At 56.5% G+C, this 23,519-nt stretch carries 16 protein-coding genes and 1 pseudogene; 14 read left to right on the top strand and 3 right to left on the bottom strand.

Annotation, left to right across the window (positions count from 1 at the left end; translation table 11 throughout):
* From ACR0J0_RS22180 to ACR0J0_RS22155, 6 genes and pseudogenes are all read left to right on the top strand, one after another.
* Positions 1–115 (top strand): annotated as a pseudogene (locus tag ACR0J0_RS22180) (integrase); the annotation flags it as partial.
* 24 nt (positions 116–139) lie between these two features.
* Positions 140–310, top strand: coding sequence for a GTP-binding protein (locus ACR0J0_RS22175; protein ID WP_480666169.1), 171 nt, complete (start codon positions 140–142; stop codon positions 308–310).
* 295 nt (positions 311–605) lie between these two features.
* Entirely contained in the window at positions 606–3,140 is a 2,535-nt protein-coding gene (locus tag ACR0J0_RS22170; RefSeq protein WP_480666159.1) for a cation:proton antiporter, read from the top strand.
* A 309-nt stretch (positions 3,141–3,449) separates the two neighbouring features.
* Positions 3,450–4,223, top strand: a complete 774-nt coding sequence (locus ACR0J0_RS22165) for a TIGR01458 family HAD-type hydrolase (protein WP_480666158.1) — start codon at positions 3,450–3,452, stop codon at positions 4,221–4,223.
* A 68-nt stretch (positions 4,224–4,291) separates the two neighbouring features.
* On the top strand, positions 4,292–4,936 hold the full coding sequence (locus ACR0J0_RS22160) for a glutathione S-transferase (RefSeq protein ID WP_480666168.1): 645 nt from the start codon (positions 4,292–4,294) through the stop codon (positions 4,934–4,936).
* 365 nt (positions 4,937–5,301) lie between these two features.
* Positions 5,302–6,861, top strand: a complete 1,560-nt coding sequence (locus tag ACR0J0_RS22155) for a class I adenylate-forming enzyme family protein (protein WP_480666157.1) — start codon at positions 5,302–5,304, stop codon at positions 6,859–6,861.
* A 310-nt stretch (positions 6,862–7,171) separates the two neighbouring features.
* Here ACR0J0_RS22155 and ACR0J0_RS22150 read toward each other — a convergent pair whose 3' ends face one another.
* Genes ACR0J0_RS22150 through ACR0J0_RS22140 form a run of 3 tightly spaced genes read right to left on the bottom strand, consistent with a single transcriptional unit; the run spans position 7,172 to position 10,476 of the window.
* Complete coding sequence (locus ACR0J0_RS22150; RefSeq protein ID WP_480666156.1) at positions 7,172–7,858, bottom strand: c-type cytochrome; 687 nt, start codon at positions 7,856–7,858, stop codon at positions 7,172–7,174.
* Positions 7,845–9,176, bottom strand: coding sequence for a sulfite dehydrogenase (soxC, locus tag ACR0J0_RS22145; protein WP_480666155.1), 1,332 nt, complete (start codon positions 9,174–9,176; stop codon positions 7,845–7,847). Before soxC ends, ACR0J0_RS22150 begins: the two co-directional genes overlap by 14 nt.
* 37 nt (positions 9,177–9,213) lie before the next feature.
* Positions 9,214–10,476 (bottom strand): c-type cytochrome, encoded by a 1,263-nt coding sequence (locus ACR0J0_RS22140; RefSeq protein WP_480666154.1) that lies wholly within the window; start codon positions 10,474–10,476, stop codon positions 9,214–9,216.
* Between the two features lie 919 nt (positions 10,477–11,395).
* Here ACR0J0_RS22140 and ACR0J0_RS22135 point away from each other — a divergent pair.
* The 8 genes from ACR0J0_RS22135 (at position 11,396) to ACR0J0_RS22100 (ending at position 23,057) form a co-directional block, all read left to right on the top strand.
* Positions 11,396–11,980 (top strand): ANTAR domain-containing response regulator, encoded by a 585-nt coding sequence (locus tag ACR0J0_RS22135; protein WP_480666153.1) that lies wholly within the window; start codon positions 11,396–11,398, stop codon positions 11,978–11,980.
* Positions 11,977–13,146 (top strand): ABC transporter substrate-binding protein, encoded by a 1,170-nt coding sequence (locus tag ACR0J0_RS22130; protein ID WP_480666152.1) that lies wholly within the window; start codon positions 11,977–11,979, stop codon positions 13,144–13,146. The genes ACR0J0_RS22135 and ACR0J0_RS22130 overlap by 4 nt, the downstream gene beginning before the upstream one ends.
* Before the next feature lie 270 nt (positions 13,147–13,416).
* Positions 13,417–14,781 (top strand): CmpA/NrtA family ABC transporter substrate-binding protein, encoded by a 1,365-nt coding sequence (locus ACR0J0_RS22125; RefSeq protein WP_480666151.1) that lies wholly within the window; start codon positions 13,417–13,419, stop codon positions 14,779–14,781.
* Positions 14,782–14,854: 73 nt separating this feature from the next.
* The gene (locus ACR0J0_RS22120) at positions 14,855–15,937 is read left to right on the top strand and encodes an ABC transporter permease (protein WP_480666150.1); all 1,083 of its coding nucleotides are present in this window, start codon (positions 14,855–14,857) and stop codon (positions 15,935–15,937) included.
* Positions 15,938–15,942: 5 nt separating this feature from the next.
* The gene (locus tag ACR0J0_RS22115; RefSeq protein WP_480666149.1) at positions 15,943–17,622 is read left to right on the top strand and encodes an ABC transporter ATP-binding protein; all 1,680 of its coding nucleotides are present in this window, start codon (positions 15,943–15,945) and stop codon (positions 17,620–17,622) included.
* A gap of 4 nt (positions 17,623–17,626) precedes the next feature.
* A complete protein-coding gene (nirB, locus tag ACR0J0_RS22110) occupies positions 17,627–20,062 on the top strand; it encodes a nitrite reductase large subunit NirB (protein ID WP_480666148.1) in 2,436 nt (811 codons plus the stop codon).
* Complete coding sequence (gene nirD / locus ACR0J0_RS22105; protein WP_239338221.1) at positions 20,059–20,391, top strand: nitrite reductase small subunit NirD; 333 nt, start codon at positions 20,059–20,061, stop codon at positions 20,389–20,391. Before nirB ends, nirD begins: the two co-directional genes overlap by 4 nt.
* Positions 20,391–23,057, top strand: coding sequence for a molybdopterin-dependent oxidoreductase (locus tag ACR0J0_RS22100; protein ID WP_480666147.1), 2,667 nt, complete (start codon positions 20,391–20,393; stop codon positions 23,055–23,057). Before nirD ends, ACR0J0_RS22100 begins: the two co-directional genes overlap by 1 nt.
* Positions 23,058–23,519 lie beyond the last annotated feature (462 nt).

The following is a 23,519-nucleotide window of genomic DNA, read 5'->3' as shown; positions in this document are numbered from 1 at the left end:
GTGGAAACAACAAACTTACCTGCCATTCGAGCGCTTCGCCCAGTTTGGAACAAAGGACGTATCGTTGGTCAGAAGCAGCCGGAAAAAACCAAAACATGTCTGGGCAATCCGAGTTCTACGTAAGGGTTTTGTTTTCAGCGTGGAAGATCCGGATCATTGCATTCTTGTTCAGATCGTCGGAAAAAGAATGGACATTGCCCGGGAAGGCGCATGGGGTGATCGAAAACACGAAACAAAGCTCGTTGCGATTGGTACGCCGGGAGCCGTTTCAGAACGCACACTTTCCGATACGCTTTTGGAGATGGCATAGCAGCTTACCTACCGGACGTCATGCATAACCACGCTGCAGCCAAGTCAGCAGGCATTGGCATTCACATGCGCAATGACCCAGCGGTCGCAGTCCGCGGTTCAACAACTGACCGGCTATGAGCGGTTATTCAAGCCGTTCCCTAACCGCGCAGATGTCGCACTGCGGCCCGTCATTCCTGACACTCGCTGCAACTGCACAGTCTGGACGGGTGTAAATTCACAAATTCATCCCACGTAGTCGATCCGGCTTTAAAAGGTGGATTCCATAAAATCGAGTTCTCAGGTAATACGTATTGATGGATATCGTCGTCATTACGACCATCATAACTTCTCTTTTTGTAGTAATCGGCCTGGCGGAACCACTGGCCGCACGATTGCGCTTGCCTTACAGCGTTATCCTCGCCGTCCTCGGGATAGTGATTGGGCTTGGCGCGACATTCTTTCTCAACACTAACCTGACGGATGCCCTGAACCCAGGTGCGCAAGCGATTATTGATCTGCCGATCCGGTCTGACGTATTCCTCTATGTTTTCCTGCCAACACTGCTCTTTCAGGCGACGCTCGGCATGAACTTACGCAGGATGCTGGACGACTGGATGCCCATCCTGATGATGGCCGTTGTGGCAGTGATTGTAGCGACGCTTTCCATTGGCTATGCGCTCAGTTGGGTCAGTACGCTTCCGCTGGCCGCGTGCCTGCTGATCGGCGCTATTGTGTCGACAACTGATCCCTCGGCGGTTGTCAGCATTTTTCGATCGATCTCCGCACCACGCAGGCTGTCGCGAATAATTGAGGGCGAAAGCCTCCTTAACGATGCAGCTGCGATTGCGCTTTTCGGGCTTTTCATGAGCTTTGTCATGATCGGACGACCCGATCCGTTGCTAAGTGAAGCCGTGGGGCAATTTCCGCTGTTGATCGCAGGTGGAGCGCTCACAGGTTGGTTCATGGCGCGCATGGCAGTTTGGTTGATGGTTTACGTAGACCGCTGGGAAATGGCGCAGATTTCAATTTCTGTGTCGCTGCCGTATCTCGCGTATATCGTTGCAGAACAAAGCGTTGGGGCTTCGGGCGTCATTGCGGTGGTGGCCGCAGGTCTTACGCTTAACCTCACGGGCCCCGGTCGTTTGTCACCGGTTGCTTGGAGCAATCTGCAAGAAGTATGGGATCTTCTGGCACATTGGGCCGGAGCGCTGATCTTTATTCTTGCAGCATTGTTGATACCGAGATTGTTGGAAGGGGCGCGACCGTCTGATTTTGGCCTGTTGGCTGTGGTGGTTTTTGCCGCAACACTCGCGAGGGCGGCTGTTCTGTTTGGCTTGTTGCCCTTGCTCACGGCAATCGGTGTGTCACCCGCTGTGGAACCCCCCTATCGCACTGCGATGCTGTGGGGTGGGCTGCGGGGTGCCGTGACTCTGGCGCTGGCGCTGGCAGTTACCGAAAGCACGCATATCCCGCTAGAAACCAAGCGTCTGGTCGGCATCCTGGCCACTGGTTTCACCCTGTTTACACTGATTGTACAGGGCACAACCTTGCGTACAGTGATCACAAAACTGGGGCTCGACAGGCTTTCTCCGCTTGATACGGCACTTTCACGCCAAGTGGTCGCAGTGGCCTTACAATCGGTTCGCGAGGACGTATCCCGCACCGCAGAAAACTACGACTTGACCCATGATATCGTCAGAAACGAAGCTATACAGTTTAGCGAACGCCTCGACGAGGCTGTAAAGGCCGCCGAAGACAGCGCTCAGATCCTTGACCGTGACCGGATCACGCTTGGCCTTATTGCGCTGGCCGGTGCAGAACGGGATTCCGTGTTGGCCCGCATGCGAGAGCGCATCATGTCATCGGTTCTGAGCGAGAAGATTCTGTCCGACACTGATCGGCTCATTGAAGGCGCACGGACCGGAGGCAGGATCGGCTACCAACGCGCGTCAAATCGGTCCATCGTTTATGGCAAGTCTTTTCGGATCGCCGTGTTTCTGCACAATCGCCTTCGAATCTCGTTCCCACTTACTCGTATTACGACGGATCGGTTTGAACGATTGCTCATGCAACGTCTGATCCTGCGGGATCTCGACGGATTCGTCCGTGGCCGCATACGCCGGATTCACGGCCGCCGTGTTGCGGAATTGCTTGATGACCTGTTGGCACGTCGATCCGAAGCGGTCGAGGCCGCACTTGACGGTTTGCGGCTACAATATCCAGGGTATGCGGAAAAGCTGGAGCGGCGGTTCATCCGAAGGACAGCGTTGCGACTGGAAGAGCGTGAATACACGGTCATGCACGAGGACGGCCTGGTAGGTGAAGAGCTTTATTCGGTATTGATGCAGGAAGTGGCGGCAAGACGCGCCTTATCTGAAGGGCGCCCGGTACTGGACATCGCCCTGAAAAGAAGAGATCTGGTCAGGCAGTTTCCGCTATTCTCTGATCTCGACAGAGATTCACTGAGGAAACTCAGTAGAGCTCTGCGAACCCGTTATGCCAACCCAGGTGACACCATCATTTCCAAAGATGAATTCGCCCGTAGTGTTTTCTTCATTGCTTCCGGGGCGGTCGAAGTGGAGTTCGGCAGACACACTGCGCGGTTAGGTCGTGGCGAAATGTTTGGGCAATTGGCGATGTTGATAAAACGACCCCGTCGCGTAAATGTGCGGGCGTTGGTCCCCTCGACACTGCTTGTGCTCGACGAAGCGCGTTTCCGGCGATTACTCCAGCGAAGTGAAACGATGCATAATTCTGTCAAGATGAGCGCAAACAAGCGCATGATCGACCCTGCGCTGTTGGACCTGGATGAGCGCGCAGAACCTTCTGAACAAGAGACCACTTCTTGAGAGTGTCATCAATTGGAACGGAACCGCGACAACCATAGTGTCATTTCAAGGACGCCAGTCGGGTTCGGTTTTGTTTAATGTCTGCTCCAAATCAAAGAGCTTGGTCAGTCCGAATAGCCCTTACTACCCTCAACATCTAGGACAATCGTTCCAGTTTCCGACCTCACAAATTAGAAGCGCCCGCTCCGAGGCAGAAACGACTATTACCGCATTTCAGCGGAGGGAAAGCTGGTCCAGACACCACCAGTTCCGGGCAGCCTGGCAAGTGACGAAGTTGACGCTTTGCGAAGGCTCGGGCAAAGTTTGGCTATGATCCAAACAGTTCTGGTTGATGTCTCCGGAGTTCTCTACCAGGGGGCCGAAGCAATTCCCGGGGCCGCGGAAGCGCTTACCCGGTTGCGCTCCAGCGGGCGGAACGTGAGATACCTCACCAACAGCACCCGACAGCCAAAACACCGCATCATGGAAAAGCTGTACGAGCTTGGGTTTACGATTCAGCCGGAAGAGGTGTTTACACCGGTTGCCGCCTGCCTTGATTGGCTGTCGCGCACGGGGCACAGCCCGCATTTGCTCGTCCACCCTGCACTTGAGGAAGAGTTTTCCGGCTGCGACCGCAGCGGACCGCCCGCCGTTGTTGTTGGCGATGCCGCCCAAGAATTTTCCTATGAAAACATGAACCGGTCATACCGATTATTACAGAACGGGGCACCTTTGATCGCCCTCGCAAACAACCGCATTTTTATGGATCAGGATGGACAACTGAGCCTTGATGCCGGCTGCTTCGTCAAAGCCCTTGAACACGCTACCGGCATCCGGGCTCAGTTGCTGGGTAAGCCAGATCCCGGGTTCTTCAGAGCCGCTATTGCGACCACCAGGGCCGCGCCTGCGCAGTCAGCTATGATCGGCGATGATGCTGAAAGTGATATTGCCGGCGCCTTGGCCGCTGGAATCGCAGAGGCGTATCTGGTGCGCACCGGTAAGTTTCGTGATGGCGACGAGAGCCGGTTTGACCCTGAACCGACGGCGACGGTGGCTGATATTTGCGAAGCAGTGGCCCGTTTAACCAGAGCCGGCAGCATTTAAACGGAATCTTCAACTTGACTGTCGAGGAAGGATTTGACCGTACCGGCAGAATGCAGATAAATCCTCATATGGTTCATCACCCAATCTTATGGACGTTCCGCCGCTGCCCGTATGCAATGCGGGCCCGCCTCGCATTGGTAAGTTCGGGTGTCAAAGTCGAGCTGCGTGAAATTCTTCTTAGGGACAAGCCGCAAGCCTTCTTGCAAACATCTGCAACCGGCACCGTGCCAGCACTTCGGCTTGCGGATAGGGTTTTGGACGAAAGCCTGGATATCATGATCTGGGCTCTTGAACAAAATGATCCGCAGCGGCTTTTGGACATGCCTCAGGAAGGGTGGGACCTGATCAAGGAAAATGATGGCCCGTTCAAGGCTGCCTTGGATCACACAAAATACGCCACGCGCTATCCGGAAGTTGACCATGAAAAAGAGCGCAGGAAAGCTGCAAGCTACTTGGTCAGCCTCGACGAACAGTTGAACGGTCGGTCCTGGCTGTTTGGGCGGCGCCCATCCCTTGCTGATCTGGCTCTTCTGCCCTTTGTCCGCCAATTTGCCCATATAGACAGGCAGTGGTTTGACACACAGGAATGGCCGAGTTTGATTGCATGGCTGGATCGTTTCCTGGCAAGCGAAACGTTCTCGCACGTAATGAACAAATACTCGCCTTGGGCAGAAGGTGACGCGCCACTCTGGTTCAGCGGCCAGGTTCAATGAGGCCGTCAGATCTCTGGCCGATAATCACTATCTTCCAGAAATTTCTAATCTGCTTTCCCAGAGTTGTCTGAAACTATTTGCTTACTGGATTGCAGCCTCGGCGGCATTGCCGCCAATCGAGTTTTTGGAGCGCTTCAGCGGTTTGACCTTCGTCGACTTAGGTCACCATCTTGGCATGTCCATTCGTGCCAATTAGTCCCAAGCTGCGAAGAACGGAAGCTCCCTAAGTTACCACGGTTGCAACTCCATTCCATGGAACCGCGCCATTTTGACGCCCAGGTGTTTTGGGCAGATTGGCTGGGGGCTTTTTTGCCTGGGCGGCATATTGTAGACCTAAGAACGGCTTGGATTTTTGGGAGAAAGACATGCCGGTATCCGGACCACCACTGGCTGCACCAGCAGATTTGACGGACCTGTTTCGACGGGGATTGTCAACGGATCCCGAGGCGACCGCGCTTTATGCACTGGACGAGAAATTCAACTGGCGCGAGTTGGATGCCGCCTGTACGCGGCTCGCGCTGAGGTACCTGAGCCTGGGTTTAAACCCGGGAGACAGGGTCGCCTCGATCATGCCGAACCGGGCGGCGCTTTTGGTCCATTACCTGGCATGTATGCGGGCGGGTCTGGTGGCGATGCCGCTCAACTATCGCTACACGGCTGCGGATATCGACTATGCATTGGGGCTGGCGACACCTGCAGCGCTTCTTGTTCATGCCGAGCGGGCCAAGGATGTGGCCGCAGTACCTGGCGTAGCGCAATTGCCTTTTGGAGTAATTTCGTATGCAGGTGAAATGACCAGCGCGCTCGCCTTCGAAGATCTGCTGAAAGGCGAAGGCGAAGGGACGCTACCGCCGGTTGGAGCCGAGGCTCCGGCGTTTATTTTCTTTACCTCTGGGACCACCGGCAAGCCCAAGGGTGTGACGCATAGTCATTCCAGCATGGGATACATGGTGGCGAGCAATGCGCAGGGGCTGGGCCTAGGTCCCCGGGACGTGGTTCTACCAGCCTCATGGATTTCGCATACCGCTGGATTGCGGCTGACATTTGCAGGGCTTTGGGCCGGCGCTACAACTAATGTTGCGCAACGGTTCACGCCGGACGAGCTTTTGGCGCTCTTGCGGCAGACGCGGCCAACAGTGGCGCAAATATTACCTGCGCCTTTGGCGGCGTTGCTGACAGGACACGGAGCGATGCGTGAAGATTTTGGTTCGCTGAAAACGATGATGGCCGGAGGAGACAAACCCTCGCAAAAGTTAGTCGATGCGTTCGGCGCTTTAGCCGGCGTACCGATTGGGGCGTTTTACGGGATGACAGAAATGGGAACGTCGCATTCCAACACCCACGGGGGCGCTGAAAAGCTCGGAGCAGTCGGGCTGAACAATCCCGGTTTTGTTTCGGCGCTTCACGACGAGGCTGATGAGGAGGTGCCCGTGGGAGTAGACGGTCGGCATTGGGTAAAGAGCCCGACCATGATGACGGAGTATTGGCAGAATCCCGAGGCGACAGCAGCGGCGTTTCGGGATGGCTGGCTCGACACCGGTGATTTAATGCGGCGGGACGAGGACGGCTATTTCTGGTTCCGGGGACGGCGGAAACAGATCATTGTACATGACGGGTCGAATATCAGCCCGGCGGAAGTGGAAGATGCGTTGACAGCACATCCAGCCGTTGCGGCAGCAGTTGTGGTTGGAGTGCGAGACGAAATGCACGGCGAAGATGTTTGGGGGTTTGTGAGCCTGACCGAAGGCGCGGCACCGGTACGTGTCGGAGACATCATCGACTTTGCGCGAGAGCAGATTGGATACAAGGCACCGGACGTAGTGCGGATTATGAGTGCGCTGCCTTTGACAATGGGCGGCAAGCTGGATCGGATGGCCTTGAAACAGCTGGCCGCGAAAGAAAGCGGTGCTGCACATGTGCTGTAACGCTCTTGGCGGTCTATTTACAGTTTCGAACGGAATTTTATTGGGTGTTCGCACTTCCAGAGAATTCGCACTGGCAAACCGAATGACCTCTCCTGTTTGGCATCCATACTAACGCGAACAAAAATCGCTATTCACCGATTACACCCTGTAGTCCACAAACTAATCATCAGTGCCCAAAAGCCGAAGCCAAAGGGTGGTTTGGGATCCAGTCAATCTGAGTTGATTGGTCCCGGTCGCATCGGCCAGTTGCAAGGCTTCATCCCAACTTGAGGATCCTGCGGAGCGCCCCGCCACGCCGGGCTGGCGATCACTATCGAACCATGCAATCCGTTAACGGAACTGGTTTGCCATAGTTCTCGCCTGAGCCGAGCAATACGCCGGTATCATCGGGTATTGCACAATTCGACATGCAGCGAGGCGCGAACACGTCTGGACGGGCATCGCAAATGAAACCATCGACATTAGGCATTTTCACCTGCATCAGACTGTCTCGATCCAGGCTTGCTCCTGCGGGTAAGATGTCGTTCAACACTAGGACATGCGCGGTAATGGCATAAACCTCGTCATCGCTCAGTGAATGGGCCGTTGCGAAGGGCATGGCGCGGCGGACGTAATCAAAGAAGGTCGTGGCATGCGGCCAGTAGCTGCCGACAGTTTGCGCAGGCTGTTTTTCGGTATCGGTCAACGGAGGTGTTGAACCGACAAGGGTGGGAAATGCACCGCGATCCAGCAGTACCTTCACGCCTACGCCTTTTTCGCCGTGGCAGGCCGAGCATTTGTCCCTGTATAATTGACGCCCCTCTTCGGCATTACCCATTCCTTCGGGAAGCCCGGTTCCATCGGGGAAAACGTTAAGAGACCAAGCCGCCAGATCTGCTTCGGAGATTGTTCGCCCAAGGCAGAGGGGGCGATCACTGCAATCAGCAGTCTGCGCAACGGCCTGCCCATAGGTCAACAGTGGCATAATGGCGAAGAAAACCAGGTTAACCCGTCGCATTATACACCTCACCATTGCTTTCGACCCGCCATGTCTGAATGCCATTGTTGTGGTAGGATGAGAACTTGCCACGCGCTTCAACCAGTTGCTGAACGAAAGGCTGCGTATAGCCGGTCTCGTCAGTGGCACGGCTCATTAACAGCGTTTCGCTGCCGTCCCATCTCCAAGGTATGGTGAACTCAGTAAGGCATTTTGACATTACCGGCTCTGTTAGTTGCGCCGGGGTCCAATTGCGCCCGCCATCCAGTGACACATCCACCTGTGAAATCTTGCCGCGCCCAGACCAAGCGATGCCTCGGATCTGGTAGAACCCTTTTTCCGGCAGGGATTGACCACCCGATGGGAAGGTGATGATCGATTTGGCCTCCATCACCAGCGAGGATATCCATGCTTTGCCGGATTTTTGCAGATCGGTGTACTGAGCGGTTTCGAACGTCGCAAACAGGGGTTGGTCGGTCACCTCTATCCGCTGCACCCATTTGATGTTCAGATTGCCTTCGCAACCCGGAACCAGCAGCCGTACCGGATACCCCTGCTCCGGGCGCAGCATTTCGCCGTTTTGTGCAAAAGCCAGAATACAATCATCCAGCGCCCGGGCCATCGGCAAGCTGCGCGCCAATGCTCCGGAATCCGCGCCTTCGACGATCAACCACGTGGCCCTGGCTGTGTCGGCCCCTGCCTCACGCAAAAGGTCGGACAGCCGGACGCCGGTCCATTCTGCGCAGCTGAGGAGGCCGTGAATATCCTGCGCGGTCAAATATGGCGACGTTTCCTGCCCGCCATAGGTTGCTTTGCCCCAGATCAGATCGCTGTTGCCGGAACATTCAAGAAACCTGAACGTGGTGACAGTGGGAAATCGGCGCAGATCCTCCATGCTGAGTTCAAGGTTGCGGTCGACAAGCCCGTGAATGGCCACTTTATGCTTGGCCGGATCCATGTCTGCATAGCCACCGTGGGATCGTTCATAGAACAGCCCGTTGGGAGTGATTATCCCGCGCAGATCCTGCAATGGAGTCCCAGTCCAGGAGGACTCGTTCATTGGCGGAACATAGCCCTCGGGCGAGTATTCGGGAGGGGTTGGGCGACGGATCACTGTCTTTTCGAAGGATGACGGGTGGCCATAAGGATTTGTGCCGACCGGATCGCCCAGTTCGGTCGCCCACGGGCGTTGCAAGGGACCTGCCGCTGCACCCTCGGCCCCAAGCCCGGCAACCAATGTGGCCGCCGTGCCGGTGGCCACGCCGACACCGCCCGTCAGCACGCTGCGCCGTGTGACGCTGGTACCGCTTTTGGCCTGGTTATCTTGATCATCATTCATGTCAAATTCCACTTTTCCCGTTCTTGGCGGGCACCACTTATTTCAGTATTGCTTCTACGTCGGCCTCGGTGAACTTGGGCAGGTCTGGTGTTTCGGCCGCGAAGGTGTGACGCAGAAAATTGGCCAATTGTGCGATCTGCGTTGGGGTGAAACGGTCCTTGAAGGCAGGCATCGGGCTGGAATTAGGTGTGGATCTGGGATCCGGAAATCCGTTAGCGATTGCATAGAGCATATTGCGGCCGCCGACCTGCGCAATCGTGGAATTGCCTGCCAGCGGTGGTGCCCCATCTTTCACTCCCTTACCGCGCGGGCCGTGGCACATTGAACAATTGTTCAAAAACAATGCCCGCCCTTCAGGATAGGATTCTGCAATTACCCCATTTGCGGCAGCAAGTGTTAGGTTGCCAGCGACACTTGGCGCGGATGGCAAATCCAGAAGATAGGTGGCGATGGCGAGCCGGTCTTCATCGGTCAACTGCGACAGTGAATTCTCTACCACGAGATACATTTCCTTGAACGCAGTTCCTTTGGGTCCTCTCCCTGTTTTGAAGAATTCGGTCAAATATTCAGCAGTCCATCCGCGTTGTTTCAGGGCCTCTGGCCGAATATCTGGCGCTTCATAGTCTGCAAGCGGTGCCCCGGCCAGCGCCCGGTCATGCTCTGCCGCGCCAAAGATGTTATGTGGCGTGTGACAGGCACCGCAATGACCCAGCCCTTCCACCAGATAGGCACCGCGGTTCCAAGCCGCATCTCGAGAACTGTCCGGATCGAAAGTCCCCCGCTTGGCGAAGAGCACATTCCAAAAAAGCACAAGCTGCCGAATATTGAAGGGAAAGCTCAGTTCATTTTTCGGAACGTCTTGATCCACCGGTGGCTGTGTCATCAGATACGCAAATATCGCATCGGAATCTGAGCGTGTGACCAAATGGTATGATGGATACGGCATAGCAGGATAGAGTGGCTGAAAGGTTTTGTAAGAGCCATACGCGAGTATTTGGTAGAACTCGGCCGAGCTCATGCCTTTGATGCCCTTTTCAGACGGGGTAATATTGGCGGAATAAATTCCACCAAACGGGGTATCAAGTTTGAGCCCGCCTGCGAACGCAGATCCGCCCTCCGTGGTGTGGCAAGACGTGCAGTCGCCGGCCGCGGTCAGGTATTTTCCTCGTGCGATGGTTTCGGCATTGGTGGCGATCGGGTGGTTCTCGACACTAGGTACGGCCCATAGCCAAAAGAAAAGAATAATCAGCGCCACTGCACAGATGGCAATTCGAACTATAACTTTAAACAAACGCGCCATAGTTGCTTCCCGACCAGCCGTTTCGACCTCGAGGGTTTTAGGACAATGCTAAAGCCTTACCACATCTACACATATCTGTCTCGGTGCGAGGTTCAGTTAACGGAAGTTCGGTTTCTCAGGTTTGAGTTTGGACGCGTCCGGATCCTGTTTTCCCGGTCATAGTTGACTAAATTAGCGGGCGACGGAGGGTGTATGTTGAGAGCTTGGAATGGGCGGGTTTGGTTACTGAGCTTTGGGAGCTTGTCACATAACTTCGGCGGAGGATGGCGGCGCTTGAGCTGGTCAAAGTAACGGTTCCGTTTCCAGCCAATGACCATGTGCAATTCAGTGGGAGCAGACAAGTCACTAGAGTTGTCCGGAACAACAGTGGACAAACTCACTCGGATAATATCGGCGCGTTCAATGTCGGCACCGATGGGGCTTGCAACTGACAGCGTAGCTTTGGGTAAATCTGCGTCAGTAAGATTGCTTCGTTAGCCACAGCTGTGGTCAGGTCAGCCGAAATCTAATCGGCTTCGGCAGATCTGCTCCTGACAAGTCAACAGAACGCACCTAAATGCGCAAAAAACGACCATCTCGAGGCGACAAAGGCCAGAGATGCACGAACAGTTTTATTCGGGCCTGTCAGATATGGCTGCGCCGCACCGAGAATATCAACATCGCGCCCGAGGCGGGATTTTGCACGCGACAGATCATTTAGGACCATGGCGTCTCTGAAAACAGATGCTGTTACCGCAGGAGTTTCCGGCCCAATCCAGGCGCACAGAAAATGTCACTTTGTGCAGCGATCAAATCAAACTGCCCTGTCTTTCGGCAAGACACAAATTATCGCTGATAAATTGAGCGCTGCCGCCGCCTGAAGAAGAGTTAGAGGACTTTCTGATTGTGGTTCGCAAAATCTGGCCCCAGCCAATTCTGCATGACCCAAAACCTGACTGTCGTTGTGGTCGAGCACAACCGAGACCGCGCTTTCGCAATTGTTGATGCCTTGAAAGAGTCCGGGGATGTCGACGTCTATGTAATCGGCAACGTCTCGGGTCTTGCGCGCAAAATTGCCGCGCACAACCCCGATATTGTCCTGATCGATATCGACAATCCATCGAGAGATATGCTGGAAGAGCTGACGGTTGCTTCGGGTCCGCTTGAGCGGCCCGTAGCCATGTTCGTATCTAACGCAGCGGGTCGTTGGGCCAAAGCTGCTGTCGAAGCGGGCGTTTCGGCGTATGTCGTCGATGGTTTGACGGCGGAACGCATCAAACCAGTGATCGACACCGCCATTGCCCGGTTCCAGATGTTGCGTCAAATGCGGACGGAACTGGCCGAAACACGGCGCGCGCTGGAAGAACGTAAAGTGATCGACCGAGCAAAAGGGGTGCTCATGAAAGCCAGAGGCGTGTCCGAAGATGAAGCCTATGCCCTATTGCGCAAGACCGCGATGAACCAGAACCGTCGTGTGGCCGAAGTGGCCGAGGCTTTGGTGACGGCGTCGGGATTGTTGTCATGAGAACGGTTACCTTGCCCGTCGCCTATATGCCGCTTGTCGACGCGGCACCCTTGATCGTCGCTCGTGAAATGGGGTTCGATCATGCAGAAGGTATCTCACTGGACCTTCAACCGGCCCCCTCGTGGTCATCCCTGCGGGACATGCTGGCCTTTGGGCATGTCGACGCAGCGCATCTTTTGTCTCCGGTTCCCGTGGCGATGGCCTTGGGTCTGGGCGGCATTGCGACACCCCTTTCCGCAGTCTCTGTTCTCTCCCTCAATGGCAATGTCATTGGCGTTGGCACCCAATTGGCACGTCAACTGGCAGATCATGGCTACGGCTTTGACTTTATGAATGCCACGGCCGCCGGGTCCGCGTTGGCAAATGCAGCCGGTGACGTTCTTACATTTGGAGTACCGTTCCCCTTCTCCATGCATGTCGAACTGCTGCGTTATTGGGTGGCAGGAACCGAGCTTGCCTCGAAACAAGTCGAAATTCGCACGGTTCCGCCGCCACTCATGGCGCAAGCGCTGGCGGGCGGGGAAATTGATGCCTTCTGCGTGGGCGAACCCTGGGGGACTTTCGCCGTAGACAATAACGTAGGCGCTTTACTGCTGCCGGGTCAGGCGATCTGGACTTGCGCACCGGAAAAGGTTCTGGCCGTCAGAAATGACTGGGCTGAAACCGAGCCCCATTTACTGGGCAGCCTCATGAGGGCGGTTTGGCGCGCAGGCCGGTGGCTGTCCAACCCCGAGAGCCGGACAACCGCATCCGAGATGCTGTCGCGCAAAACTTATCTCAACGTCTCGCCAGAGTTGATTGATCGCGCGCTTTTGGGCGAATTCACGATCTCCGCGCTAGGGGAGCAGCGCCATGTGAACGGTTTTATCGAGTTCTTTGCCGGCGCGGCCACTTTTCCTTGGCGCAGCCAGGCGAAATGGGTCGCGCATCAGCTGGCGAAACGAAACGGGCTGGACCCGGCGACAGCGGAACGTCAGGCGGCCAAGGTCTTTCGCAGCGACCTGTATCGCCGGGAATTGCAGGGATTGAGTGTTGAGACACCCGGTGCCTCGGAGAAACTGGAAGGGGCACTACCCGAGTCGACGGCTGTGGCCTCGGCGACCGGCAATCTGATTCTGCCTCGAAACGTGTTTTTCGACCGGCGCATTTTCGAGCCGACCGGGTAAGTTTGCACAAAAATTTTGCAGTGCAGCATCCGCTCACGCTGCATCGCAGAAATTTCTACGCCAAATTGTCGAAAACTGATGACGCGCCAGCGTGCGACTGGCTTAATCAACTCATCGGCAGGCAACGAAGCCCACCGACAGAATTCGCCCAAAGTACTGGGCACCCAACAAGAGCAAAGCCGCTCGACCAACCGCCAACTCCTCCCGGCGGTGTGTGTCGGCGGCTTTTTTGTTTGCCCAAGGGGTTGGGCCGAACCAAAAGGGATCGAAATGAAAAAGCTACTTCTGAGCCTCGCGGCAACGACAGCGCTTGTGTCTCCGGCATTGGCTGAGCTGGAGCTGGAAAAAGACGAACTGACCTTTGGCTTTATCAAACTGACCGATATGGCGCCGTTGGCTGTTGCCTATGAGCAGGGGTATTTTCTGGACGAGGGCCTGTTCGTCACATTGGAGGCACAGGCCAACTGGAAAGTCCTGTTGGACGGAGTGATCGACGGGCAGTTGGACGGGGCGCATATGCTTGCTGGGCAACCTTTGGCCGCGACCATCGGATACGGGACCGAAGCGCACATCATCACGCCTTTTTCCATGGACCTGAACGGTAACGGCATCACCGTGTCCAACGAAATATGGGACGAAATGAAGCCGAACATCCCTGTGATGGAGGACGGCCGCCCTCAGCACCCGATCAGCGCCGAGGCACTGGCTCCGGTCGTCGAGAAATACAAATCCGAAGGCAAGCCCTTCAACATGGGCATGGTTTTCCCGGTTTCGACCCACAATTACGAACTGCGTTACTGGCTGGCAGCTGGTGGTTTGCATCCGGGCTTCTACAGCCCGGAAAACGTAACCGGTCAGATCGGTGCGGATGTGTTCCTGTCGGTGACCCCTCCCCCGCAGATGCCTGCGACGTTAGAGGCTGGTACGATCTACGGATACTGCGTGGGTGAGCCGTGGAACCAGCAGGCCGTCTTCAAGGGCATCGGCGTCCCGGTGATCACCGACTATGAGCTTTGGAAGAACAACCCCGAGAAGGTCTTTGGCATCAACGCCAAGTTCGCCGAGGAGAATCCAAACACAACTCTGGCCGTGACCAAGGCGCTTATCCGCGCCGCGATGTGGCTGGATGAGAACGACAATGCCAACCGTCCCGAGGCAGTCGAGATCCTTAGCCGCCCGGAATATGTGGGCGCGGATTATGACGTCATCGCCAACTCGATGACCGGCACCTTTGAATATGAGAAGGGTGACAAGCGCGACGTCCCCGATTTCAACGTATTCTTCCGCTATAACGCAACTTACCCGTTTTACTCGGACGCCGTCTGGTACCTGACCCAGATGCGCCGTTGGGGTCAGATCGCCGACGCGAAGCCTGACAGCTGGTATGACGAGGTGGCCAAGTCGGTCTACAAGCCCGAGATCTATCTGGAAGCCGCGCGTCTGCTGGTCGACGAAGGTTTGGCGAATGAGGCCGATTTCCCCTGGGACAGCGACGGCTACAAAGCGCCGACCCCGGCCGAGGATATCATCGACGGCATCGCCTATGACGGCCGCACCCCCAACGCCTATCTCGAAAGCTTGTCCATCGGTCTGAAGGGCGATCAAAAGATCGTCGGCTCAGACGTGCAAGGCTAATCCCACACAGCCACGCCCGGCTTGAACCGGGCGTGGCGCCCACCAGTGCCCCGCCAACGCAAGGACACATCAGATGACAACGGTCGATCCAGAATTCAACGCAGACGCCGCCCGCGAGGAACGTCGCGCCCGCCTTTTCACCCGCATCAATGCCGCCGACAAATGGTTTCAGGTTCTTGGCCTCAGCTGGGCTACGCCGGTTCTGAAAGCTGCCGCCGGAGACAACCCGCGTGCCCAGATGACCGAGATCTGGCGGTTGCTGATCGTGCCTCTGTTGTCGATCTGTGCCTTCCTGCTGTTGTGGGCGACATTGGCCCCAAAAGTGCAAACCTCTCTGGGCGCGGTCCCCGGACCGGCTCAGGTCTGGGCAGAAATGGTCAACCTGAATGAGGACGCGCAAGCCAAGGCCGCCAAGCGCGCCAAGTTCGAAGCAATGGTCGAGAAGCGGAACCAGAAGCTGATTGATGCGGGTCGCGGGGATGAGGTCAAACAGGTCGCCTATACCGGCGCGCCGTCGTACTATCAGCAAATCTGGACCTCGATCAAAACCGTGTTCTTCGGCTTTCTGATCGCGACAGTCGTGGCCGTTCCGCTTGGGATCGCCGCTGGTCTGTCGCCGACTGCGAACGCCGCGCTGAACCCGCTGATCCAGATCTTCAAACCGGTCTCGCCACTGGCTTGGCTGCCGATCGTGACCATGATCGTTTCGGCCGTTTACGTCACCAATGACGGCTGGTTTGCCAAGTCATTCCTGATCTCTGCTATCACTGTAACACTGTGTTCATTGTGGCCCACCCTGATCAACACGTCATTGGGGGTGGCATCCATCGACAAGGACTTGGTCAACGTCTCCAAAGTCCTGAAAATGAACACTTACACCAAGATCACCAAACTGGTGTTGCCCTCGGCCCTGCCGCTGATCTTCACCGGTCTGCGCCTCAGCTTAGGTGTCGGCTGGATGGTTCTGATCGCGGCTGAAATGCTGGCGCAGAACCCCGGTCTTGGCAAATTCGTTTGGGATGAGTTCCAGAACGGTTCGTCCAGCTCGCTCGCCAAGATCATGGTTGCGGTTTTCACCATCGGCATCATCGGCTTCTTGCTGGACCGGGTGATGTACGCGCTGCAATCCCTCTTCACCTTTTCGAATAACCGGTGAGCGAAATGAGCATTCTTAGCTTCAAGAACGCCACGAAATCCTTCGGTGAAGGCACCGCGCGCGCGGATGTGCTGAAAGGCATCGATCTGGACGTGCAAGAAGGTGAGTTTCTGGTGATCCTCGGGTTTTCAGGCACCGGCAAGACAACCCTGATCAACTTGATGGCAGGGCTGGACACCCCAACCAGCGGAGAGGTCACGTTCAAAGGGGCACCGATCAAGGGTCCGGGCCCGGAACGCGGGGTGATTTTTCAGAACTACTCGCTGATGCCGTGGCTAACGGTCAGCGGCAACGTAGGGTTGGCCGTCGATACCGTCTTTCCCAACCTCAGCAAGACAGAAAAGGCCGAGAAGGTAGCGCATTACGTGCAAATGGTGGGACTTAACCACGCGGCAACACGCCGCCCGGCGGAACTATCCGGCGGGATGCGCCAGCGGGTCAACGTGGCTCGGGCGCTGTCGATGAACCCTGAAGTATTGCTGCTGGATGAGCCGCTGTCCGCGCTCGACGCGCTGACCCGCGCCAATCTGGCGGATGAGATCGAACACATCTGGGAAGCCGACAAGAAGACCTGCGTTCTGATCACCAATGATGTGGACGAGGCAATAATTCTGGCCGACCGGATCGTTGCCCTGAACCCCGATGGCACGCTGGGGCAGGAATTCCGCGTCTCGATCCCGCGCCCGCGCGAACGCGGAGCCATGAACAACGATGAGACGTTCAAACGCCTGCGTGCCGACGTCACCAAATACCTGATGGATGTGGGGATCGAAGCCAAGGTCGAAGGCTCGCGCATCCTGCCCGACGTCACGCCAATCCATGGCGTACCTACGGCGGTGGCCGAAGCGCAGAAGGGGATGATCGAGAGCCGTTTCCTCGACTTCTCGCAACTGCACAAAGTTTACCCGACGCCCAAAGGCCCGCTGACCGTGGTCGAGGATTTCGATCTCAAGATCGACAAGGGCGAGTTCATCTCGCTGATCGGCCATTCGGGTTGTGGCAAGTCCACGGTTTTGACCATGGCGGCAGGGCTTAACGAAATCTCTAAAGGCGCGATCAAGCTGGATGGCCGCCATGTCGAAGGGGCCGACCCAGAACGCGCGGTGGTGTTCCAATCCCCCAACCTGTTCCCGTGGCTGACCGCCAAGGAAAACGTCGCTATCGGTGTCGACAAGGTCTACCCCAAGGCCACCATGGCCGAGCGGCAGGATGTCGTTGAATACTATCTGGAACGCGTCGGTCTGGCCGATGCGATGGACAAATCTGCCTCCGATCTGTCGAACGGCATGAAACAACGTGTCGGCATCGCGCGCGCCTTTGCCCTTTCCCCCAAACTGCTGCTACTGGATGAACCCTTTGGGATGCTCGACAGCCTGACGCGTTGGGAATTGCAGGAAGTCCTGATGGAGGTCTGGTCCCGTACCAAGGTCACCGCGATCTGTGTGACCCATGACGTGGACGAGGCGATCCTGCTGGCCGACCGCGTGGTGATGATGACCAACGGTCCACAAGCGACCATCGGCAAGATCACCAAGGTTGACCTGCCGCGACCAAGGACCCGCAAAGCACTTTTGGAGCACCCGGATTATTACGCCTACCGGCAGGAAGTTCTCGATTTCCTTGAAGAATACGAACACGGCGCCAAGCCGAAATCGCCCGCCCCCAAGGCGATTGCAGCGGAGTGAAACCATGAAACAAAGACTAGTTGTCATAGGCGCAGGCATGGCTTCGGGCAGGGTGCTGGAACACCTGACTGACGCCGCCCCGGACGCGTTCGACATCACCCTGTTCAACGCCGAACCGCGTGGGAACTACAACCGCATCATGCTCAGCCCGGTTTTGTCGGGTGAGAAGACCTATGGAGAGATCGTTACCCATGACGACTCCTGGTATGCCGAGCGTGGTATCGCCTGCCGCTTCGGTGAAAAGGTCGAAAAGATCGATCGTGAGATGAAGGTGGTCGAGTGCGCAAACGGGCATGTACCTTACGACAAGCTGGTGATCGCCACTGGGTCGAACCCGTTCATGATCCCCCTGCCCGGTCATGATCTGGATGGCGTGATCGCCTATCGCGATCTGGAAGACACACAGCAGATGATGGGCATGGGCCCGGACAACAAGGTCGTCGTGATTGGCGGCGGCTTGCTGGGACTAGAGGCCGCCGCAGGGATGGCCGCACACGGCGTTGACGTCACCGTCGTACACATCATGGGTCATCTGATGGAACGCCAGCTGGACGAGGCCGCCGGGTACCTGTTGAAAAAGTCGCTGCAGGACAAAGGCATCAAGATTTGCCTGCAGGCGAACTCCAAGGAAATACTCGGACAAGACGGCAAGGTTCGTGCGCTGTTGCTGGACGACGGAACCGAATTGCCCTGCGATTTGCTGGTCATGGCCGTGGGCATCCGCCCCAACACGGCGCTGGCGCAACAAGCAGGGCTCGCCACCGGTCGCGGCATCCATGTCGATGACCAGATGCTGACCTCAGACCCGGACGTCTATGCAGTGGGTGAATGCGTGGAGCATAACGGAGATGTCTTCGGCCTTGTCGCGCCACTTTACGATCAGGCAAAGGTGGCGGCACAAGCATTGTTGGGTGAAGAGGCCGCGTTCGTTCAGAAAACACTGTCGACGAAGCTGAAAGTCACTGGCTGCGACCTGTTCAGCGCGGGCGATTTTGCAGACGCCCCGGGGCGCGAGGATATCGTGTTTCGAGACCCCTCGCGCGGTGTCTACAAACGTCTTGTTATCGAAGGAGATCGCCTGATCGGCGCCGTCATGTATGGCGACACTGCCGACGGCAGCTGGTTCTTTGGCCTGATCAAAGACGGCCCCGATATCGATGAGATGCGCGAGACGCTGATCTTCGGGCCAGCCTATCAGGGGGGGGACACCGCGGACCCTCTCTCAGCCGTTGCAGCATTGTCGCCTGAGGCGGAGATCTGCGGCTGCAACGGCGTATGCAAAAGCGATATCGTCGAGGCGATCAGCACAGGTGCCAATGATCTCGGTGCCGTTCGGGCAACCACAAAGGCCAGCGCCTCATGCGGGACATGCACGGGGTTGGTCGAGCAATTGCTTCGGGTCACTTTGGGCGACGGCTTCGAAATGCCGACCGCTCAACCGATCTGTGGCTGCACGGACCTGACGCACGAGGATGTGCGCCGTCTGATCAAAGGGCAGGAACTGAAGAGCCAGGCTGCCGTCTGGCAGGAACTCGGCTGGAATACGCCCAACGGCTGCCACGTCTGCCGCCCGGCGATCAACTATTACCTGTTAGCGGACTGGCCGCTGGAATATCAGGACGACCCGCAAAGCCGGTTCGTGAACGAACGCAAGCACGCCAACATTCAGAAAGACGGCACGTTCAGCGTTGTGCCCCGTATGTGGGGCGGGATCACTACACCTGAAGAGCTGCGTGCCATTGCGGATGCAGCTGACAAGTACGACGTGCCGACAGTCAAGGTCACCGGTGGTCAGCGTATCGACTTGCTGGGCGTCAAGGGTGAGGATCTTCCCGCGATCTGGTCGGATCTGAACAAGGCCGGGCTGGTCTCGGGTCATGCGTACTCGAAGGGCTTGAGAACGGTCAAAACCTGCGTCGGCACCGATCATTGTCGGTTTGGAACGCAGGACAGCACCGGACTTGGGGTCAAGCTTGAGAAAGTCCTTTGGGGGTCTTGGACGCCCCACAAACTAAAGCTCGCCGTGTCCGGCTGCCCCCGCAACTGCGCCGAGGCAACCTGCAAAGATATCGGCGTGGTCTGTGTTGACTCGGGCTATCAGATCAGCATCGGCGGGGCCGCCGGCATGGATGTGAAAGAGACCGAGCTGCTGTGCCAGGTGCCAACCGAAGACGAAGCGATTGAGGTCGTGATGGCCGTCACGCAAGCCTATCGCGAAGGCGGCAAGTATCTGGATCGGCTGTACAAATGGCTGGGGAAGGTCGGCATGGATTGGGTCAAGGCTCAAGTCATTGACAATCTGGAAAACCGCGTCGCCTTGGTCGAACGGTTCGAACTGTCGCAAAGCATCTACCGCAAGGACCCATGGGCCGAGCACGTGCGGGACAAGGCGCAGACTTACGCGCCGATTGCAGATTTCACCTTGGAGGCCGCAGAATGAGCTGGATCGACATCGGACATATCGACGAAGTACCATTGCGCGGCGCGCGTTTGGTGAAAACACATATCGGTTGCATCGCGGTCTTTCGAACGGCCGAGGCTGAGGTGTTTGCGGCGACCAACAGCTGCCCGCACCGGGGCGGTCCGTTGTCCGAAGGTATCGTACATGGGCAATCCGTTACTTGCCCTCTGCACAATTGGGTCTTTGATCTGAACACGGGCGAAGCGCAGGGTGCGGACGATGGGCGGATCACCACTTATCCGGTACGTCTTGAAGGTGGCCGCATCCTGCTGGACGACAGCGCTGTAGCTCAGCGGAGTGCAGCCTGATGGACGGCACCGGCCTGCCCGAGGTTAGATCGACCTGCGCATATTGCGGTGTTGGATGTGGTGTCCTGCTGCGCCCTGACGGAGCCGGAGGATTGTCGGTTCGAGGCGACCCGGACCATCCCGCGAATTACGGGCGTTTGTGCTCCAAAGGTATGGCCTTGGGCGAAACGGTAGGAATTGATCACCGTTTGCTGACGCCCAGAGCATACGGCAAGGACGTTCAGTGGGACGAAGCTCTGCAATTGGTCGCCGATCGCTTTTCGTCCACCATCGAGGCATACGGGCCGGACAGCGTCGCATTCTATGTTTCCGGGCAGCTGTTGACCGAAGACTATTATGTCGCCAACAAACTGATGAAGGGCTTCATCGGTTCCGCCAATATCGACACCAATTCAAGGCTTTGCATGGCCTCAACCGTGGCGGGGCACAAACGTGCTTTCGGGACAGATACGGTCCCGGGAACCTATGAGGATCTGGATCAATCCGATCTTGTGGTTTTGGTGGGATCCAACCTCGCTTGGTGTCATCCAGTGCTCTATCAACGCGTGCTCGCAGCGCGGATGGCGCGCGGGACAAAAATTGTTGTTGTCGATCCGCGTCGAACAGCAAGTTGCGATCAGGCGGATCTTCATCTGGCGCTGAAACCGGGCAGTGATGTTTCCTTGTTCAACCAGTTGCTGCGCAGAATTCACGCAGGGGGGCATTTCGATCAGGAGTTTCTAGATCGGACAAGCGGCTTCGCAGAAGCCATAAGCGCGGCAAAGCAGGACGATCCATCGGTAACTGGCCTAAGTCGATGTGAGATCGAGAAGTTCTGCGAAATTTGGATAGAAACCGAACGTGTGGTGACGATCTTCAGCCAAGGCGTGAACCAATCCTCCAGCGGAACGGATAAGGTCAACGCGATCCTGAATTGCCATCTGGCGACAGGTCGGATTGGGCGTGAGGGAATGGGACCGTTTTCGGTCACCGGACAACCCAATGCCATGGGCGGCCGAGAGGTAGGCGGGCTGGCCAACACGCTGGCATGCCATTTGGAAATCGAAAATAATGACCACCGCTTAGCCGTCCAAGACTTCTGGAATGCGCCATCCATGCCTCATAAGCCGGGATTAAAAGCGGTCGACCTGTTTCGAGCCGTCGAGGACGATCAGATCAAGGCCCTTTGGATTATTCACACCAACCCAGCAGTATCAATGCCCGACGCTGATCGCGTGAAAGGTGCGATATCGAACTGCCCCTTCACCGTTGTCAGCGATATGACGGCCAACACGGATACCGCCCGCCTCTCAGATGTGCTGTTACCAGCGGCGGGTTGGGCCGAAAAAAGCGGGACCGTAACCAACTCCGATCGCACGATCAGCAGACAACGCGCCGTATTGGCACCTCCGGGGCAGGCTCGTGCGGACTGGGATGTCTTGGCCGAAGTGGGGCGACGCATGGGATGGACAAAGTCTTTCAACTACGACTCCCCGGCGCAGATTTTTCGAGAGTATTCGGCAATGTCATCTGTTGCGAAATCATTTGGCAAGGACTTCGACATTTCCGCGTTTTCGAACATTGATGACGATGAATATGCTGAGTTGAGCCCAACGAGATGGCCGGTGATATCACACGCTACCGACGGGCGGTTTTTTGGCGACGGACGGTTCTTTCATCCAGACGGAAAAGCGCGTTTTGTACCAGTAACCCACAGCGCACCCAAGGCAGAAACATCAAAGCGATTTCCGTTTCTTTTGAACACCGGGCGGAATCGAGACCAATGGCACACTATGACCCGGTCTGGTTTGTCGCCCCGGTTATCGGCCCATCTTGCCGAACCCTTTGTGGACATAAACCCAGAGGACGTCAGCCGCCTGGGCCTCGCCTCTGCAGACTTGGTCGAGCTCGAAAGCCCCGTTGGCAAGGGAATATTCCGTCTTCGTATCACCGATACTGTCCAACCCGGCCAGGTGTTCGCGCCCATTCACTGGACTGGTGAAACGGCTCCGACTGCCCGTGTTGATACGCTTGTTCCAAGTGTTACCGACCCAATCTCTGGTCAGCCGGAGAGTAAGGCAACCGCAGTATCTATTCGGCGTATGGATGCCGCCTGGTATGGGTTCGCAGTGTCGGTTGCGACCGCATCACCCAAGGCGGACTACTGGGCAAGGGCTAAAACGGACAAAGGTTTCAGGACAGAGCTGGCAGGATATCGTGCCATCGACGACTGGGAGAGCACGGCCCGCGAATGGTTCAGCATACCCGACGCTGTGGCCACTTCGATAGAGGATCCAAAGCGCGGGTCATTCAGGATTGCGTTTTCAAAAGGAGAGCGGCTGTTGGCCGTGTTGTTTGTATCCTCTGAGCCGATCACACTGATGCGAGACTACCTTGCAACATTGCCAGAGGTCGCACCTTACCAAATATTGTCCGGCCGCTCATCCGTGGAATTAGAGGATTGCGGACCGATGATCTGTTCGTGTTTCGGAGTTGGGCTAAAAACCTTAGTCCGCGCAATTCACGACGAACAGTTGATTGACGTGGACGAAATCGGAGAAGCCCTTCAAGCGGGAACGAATTGTGGTTCATGTCGGCCAGAGCTCGCCGCTTTGATCAACGAATATGCGAAACCGTTGGTCAACAATCCAGGCACAGGACCCATTGATTTCCGTGAACTGACGTAATTCTCGGTTGCTAAAACGATCAGAGAACATGTCAGTTCTGATCAGGTTGACGGATGCGCAAGTGGCGGGATTGGAAACCTATGTTTTTAAGTTCCGCGGCAAACCTCGCGTTAATGGTCCCCACGTTTTTACCAGTATTTTTATTTATTAACAATGTGTTAAGAGGGACCAATGCGCGTGCAAAACACGATTTGCACAACAGCCCTACAAACGGTGGAAGCGGTGGCGCAACCGGGTTGTGCTTCGTGCTTGGCAAGTTTTAGGACTGGCGGCGGGTCGCTACTCGTCACCACAGGTTCCCGATGGTCATCCGGTCGACAATCGCCCTCGCCGCACATGTTGTCGATTGGTAGCGTATCCTGCCCTGGCAAGCGCGTGAAGTTGGGGTATGGTGAGGGTCATTACGCCCAAAAAACAATGCGCCAGATGTGTTGGCAGCCCATGTCATATCGTTGTTGTGAA

This window comes from Ruegeria sp. BF12, from assembly GCF_056538705.1.
The sequence above is the reverse complement of the archived record's forward strand: the minus strand, read 5'-3'. Positions and strand labels throughout refer to the sequence as shown.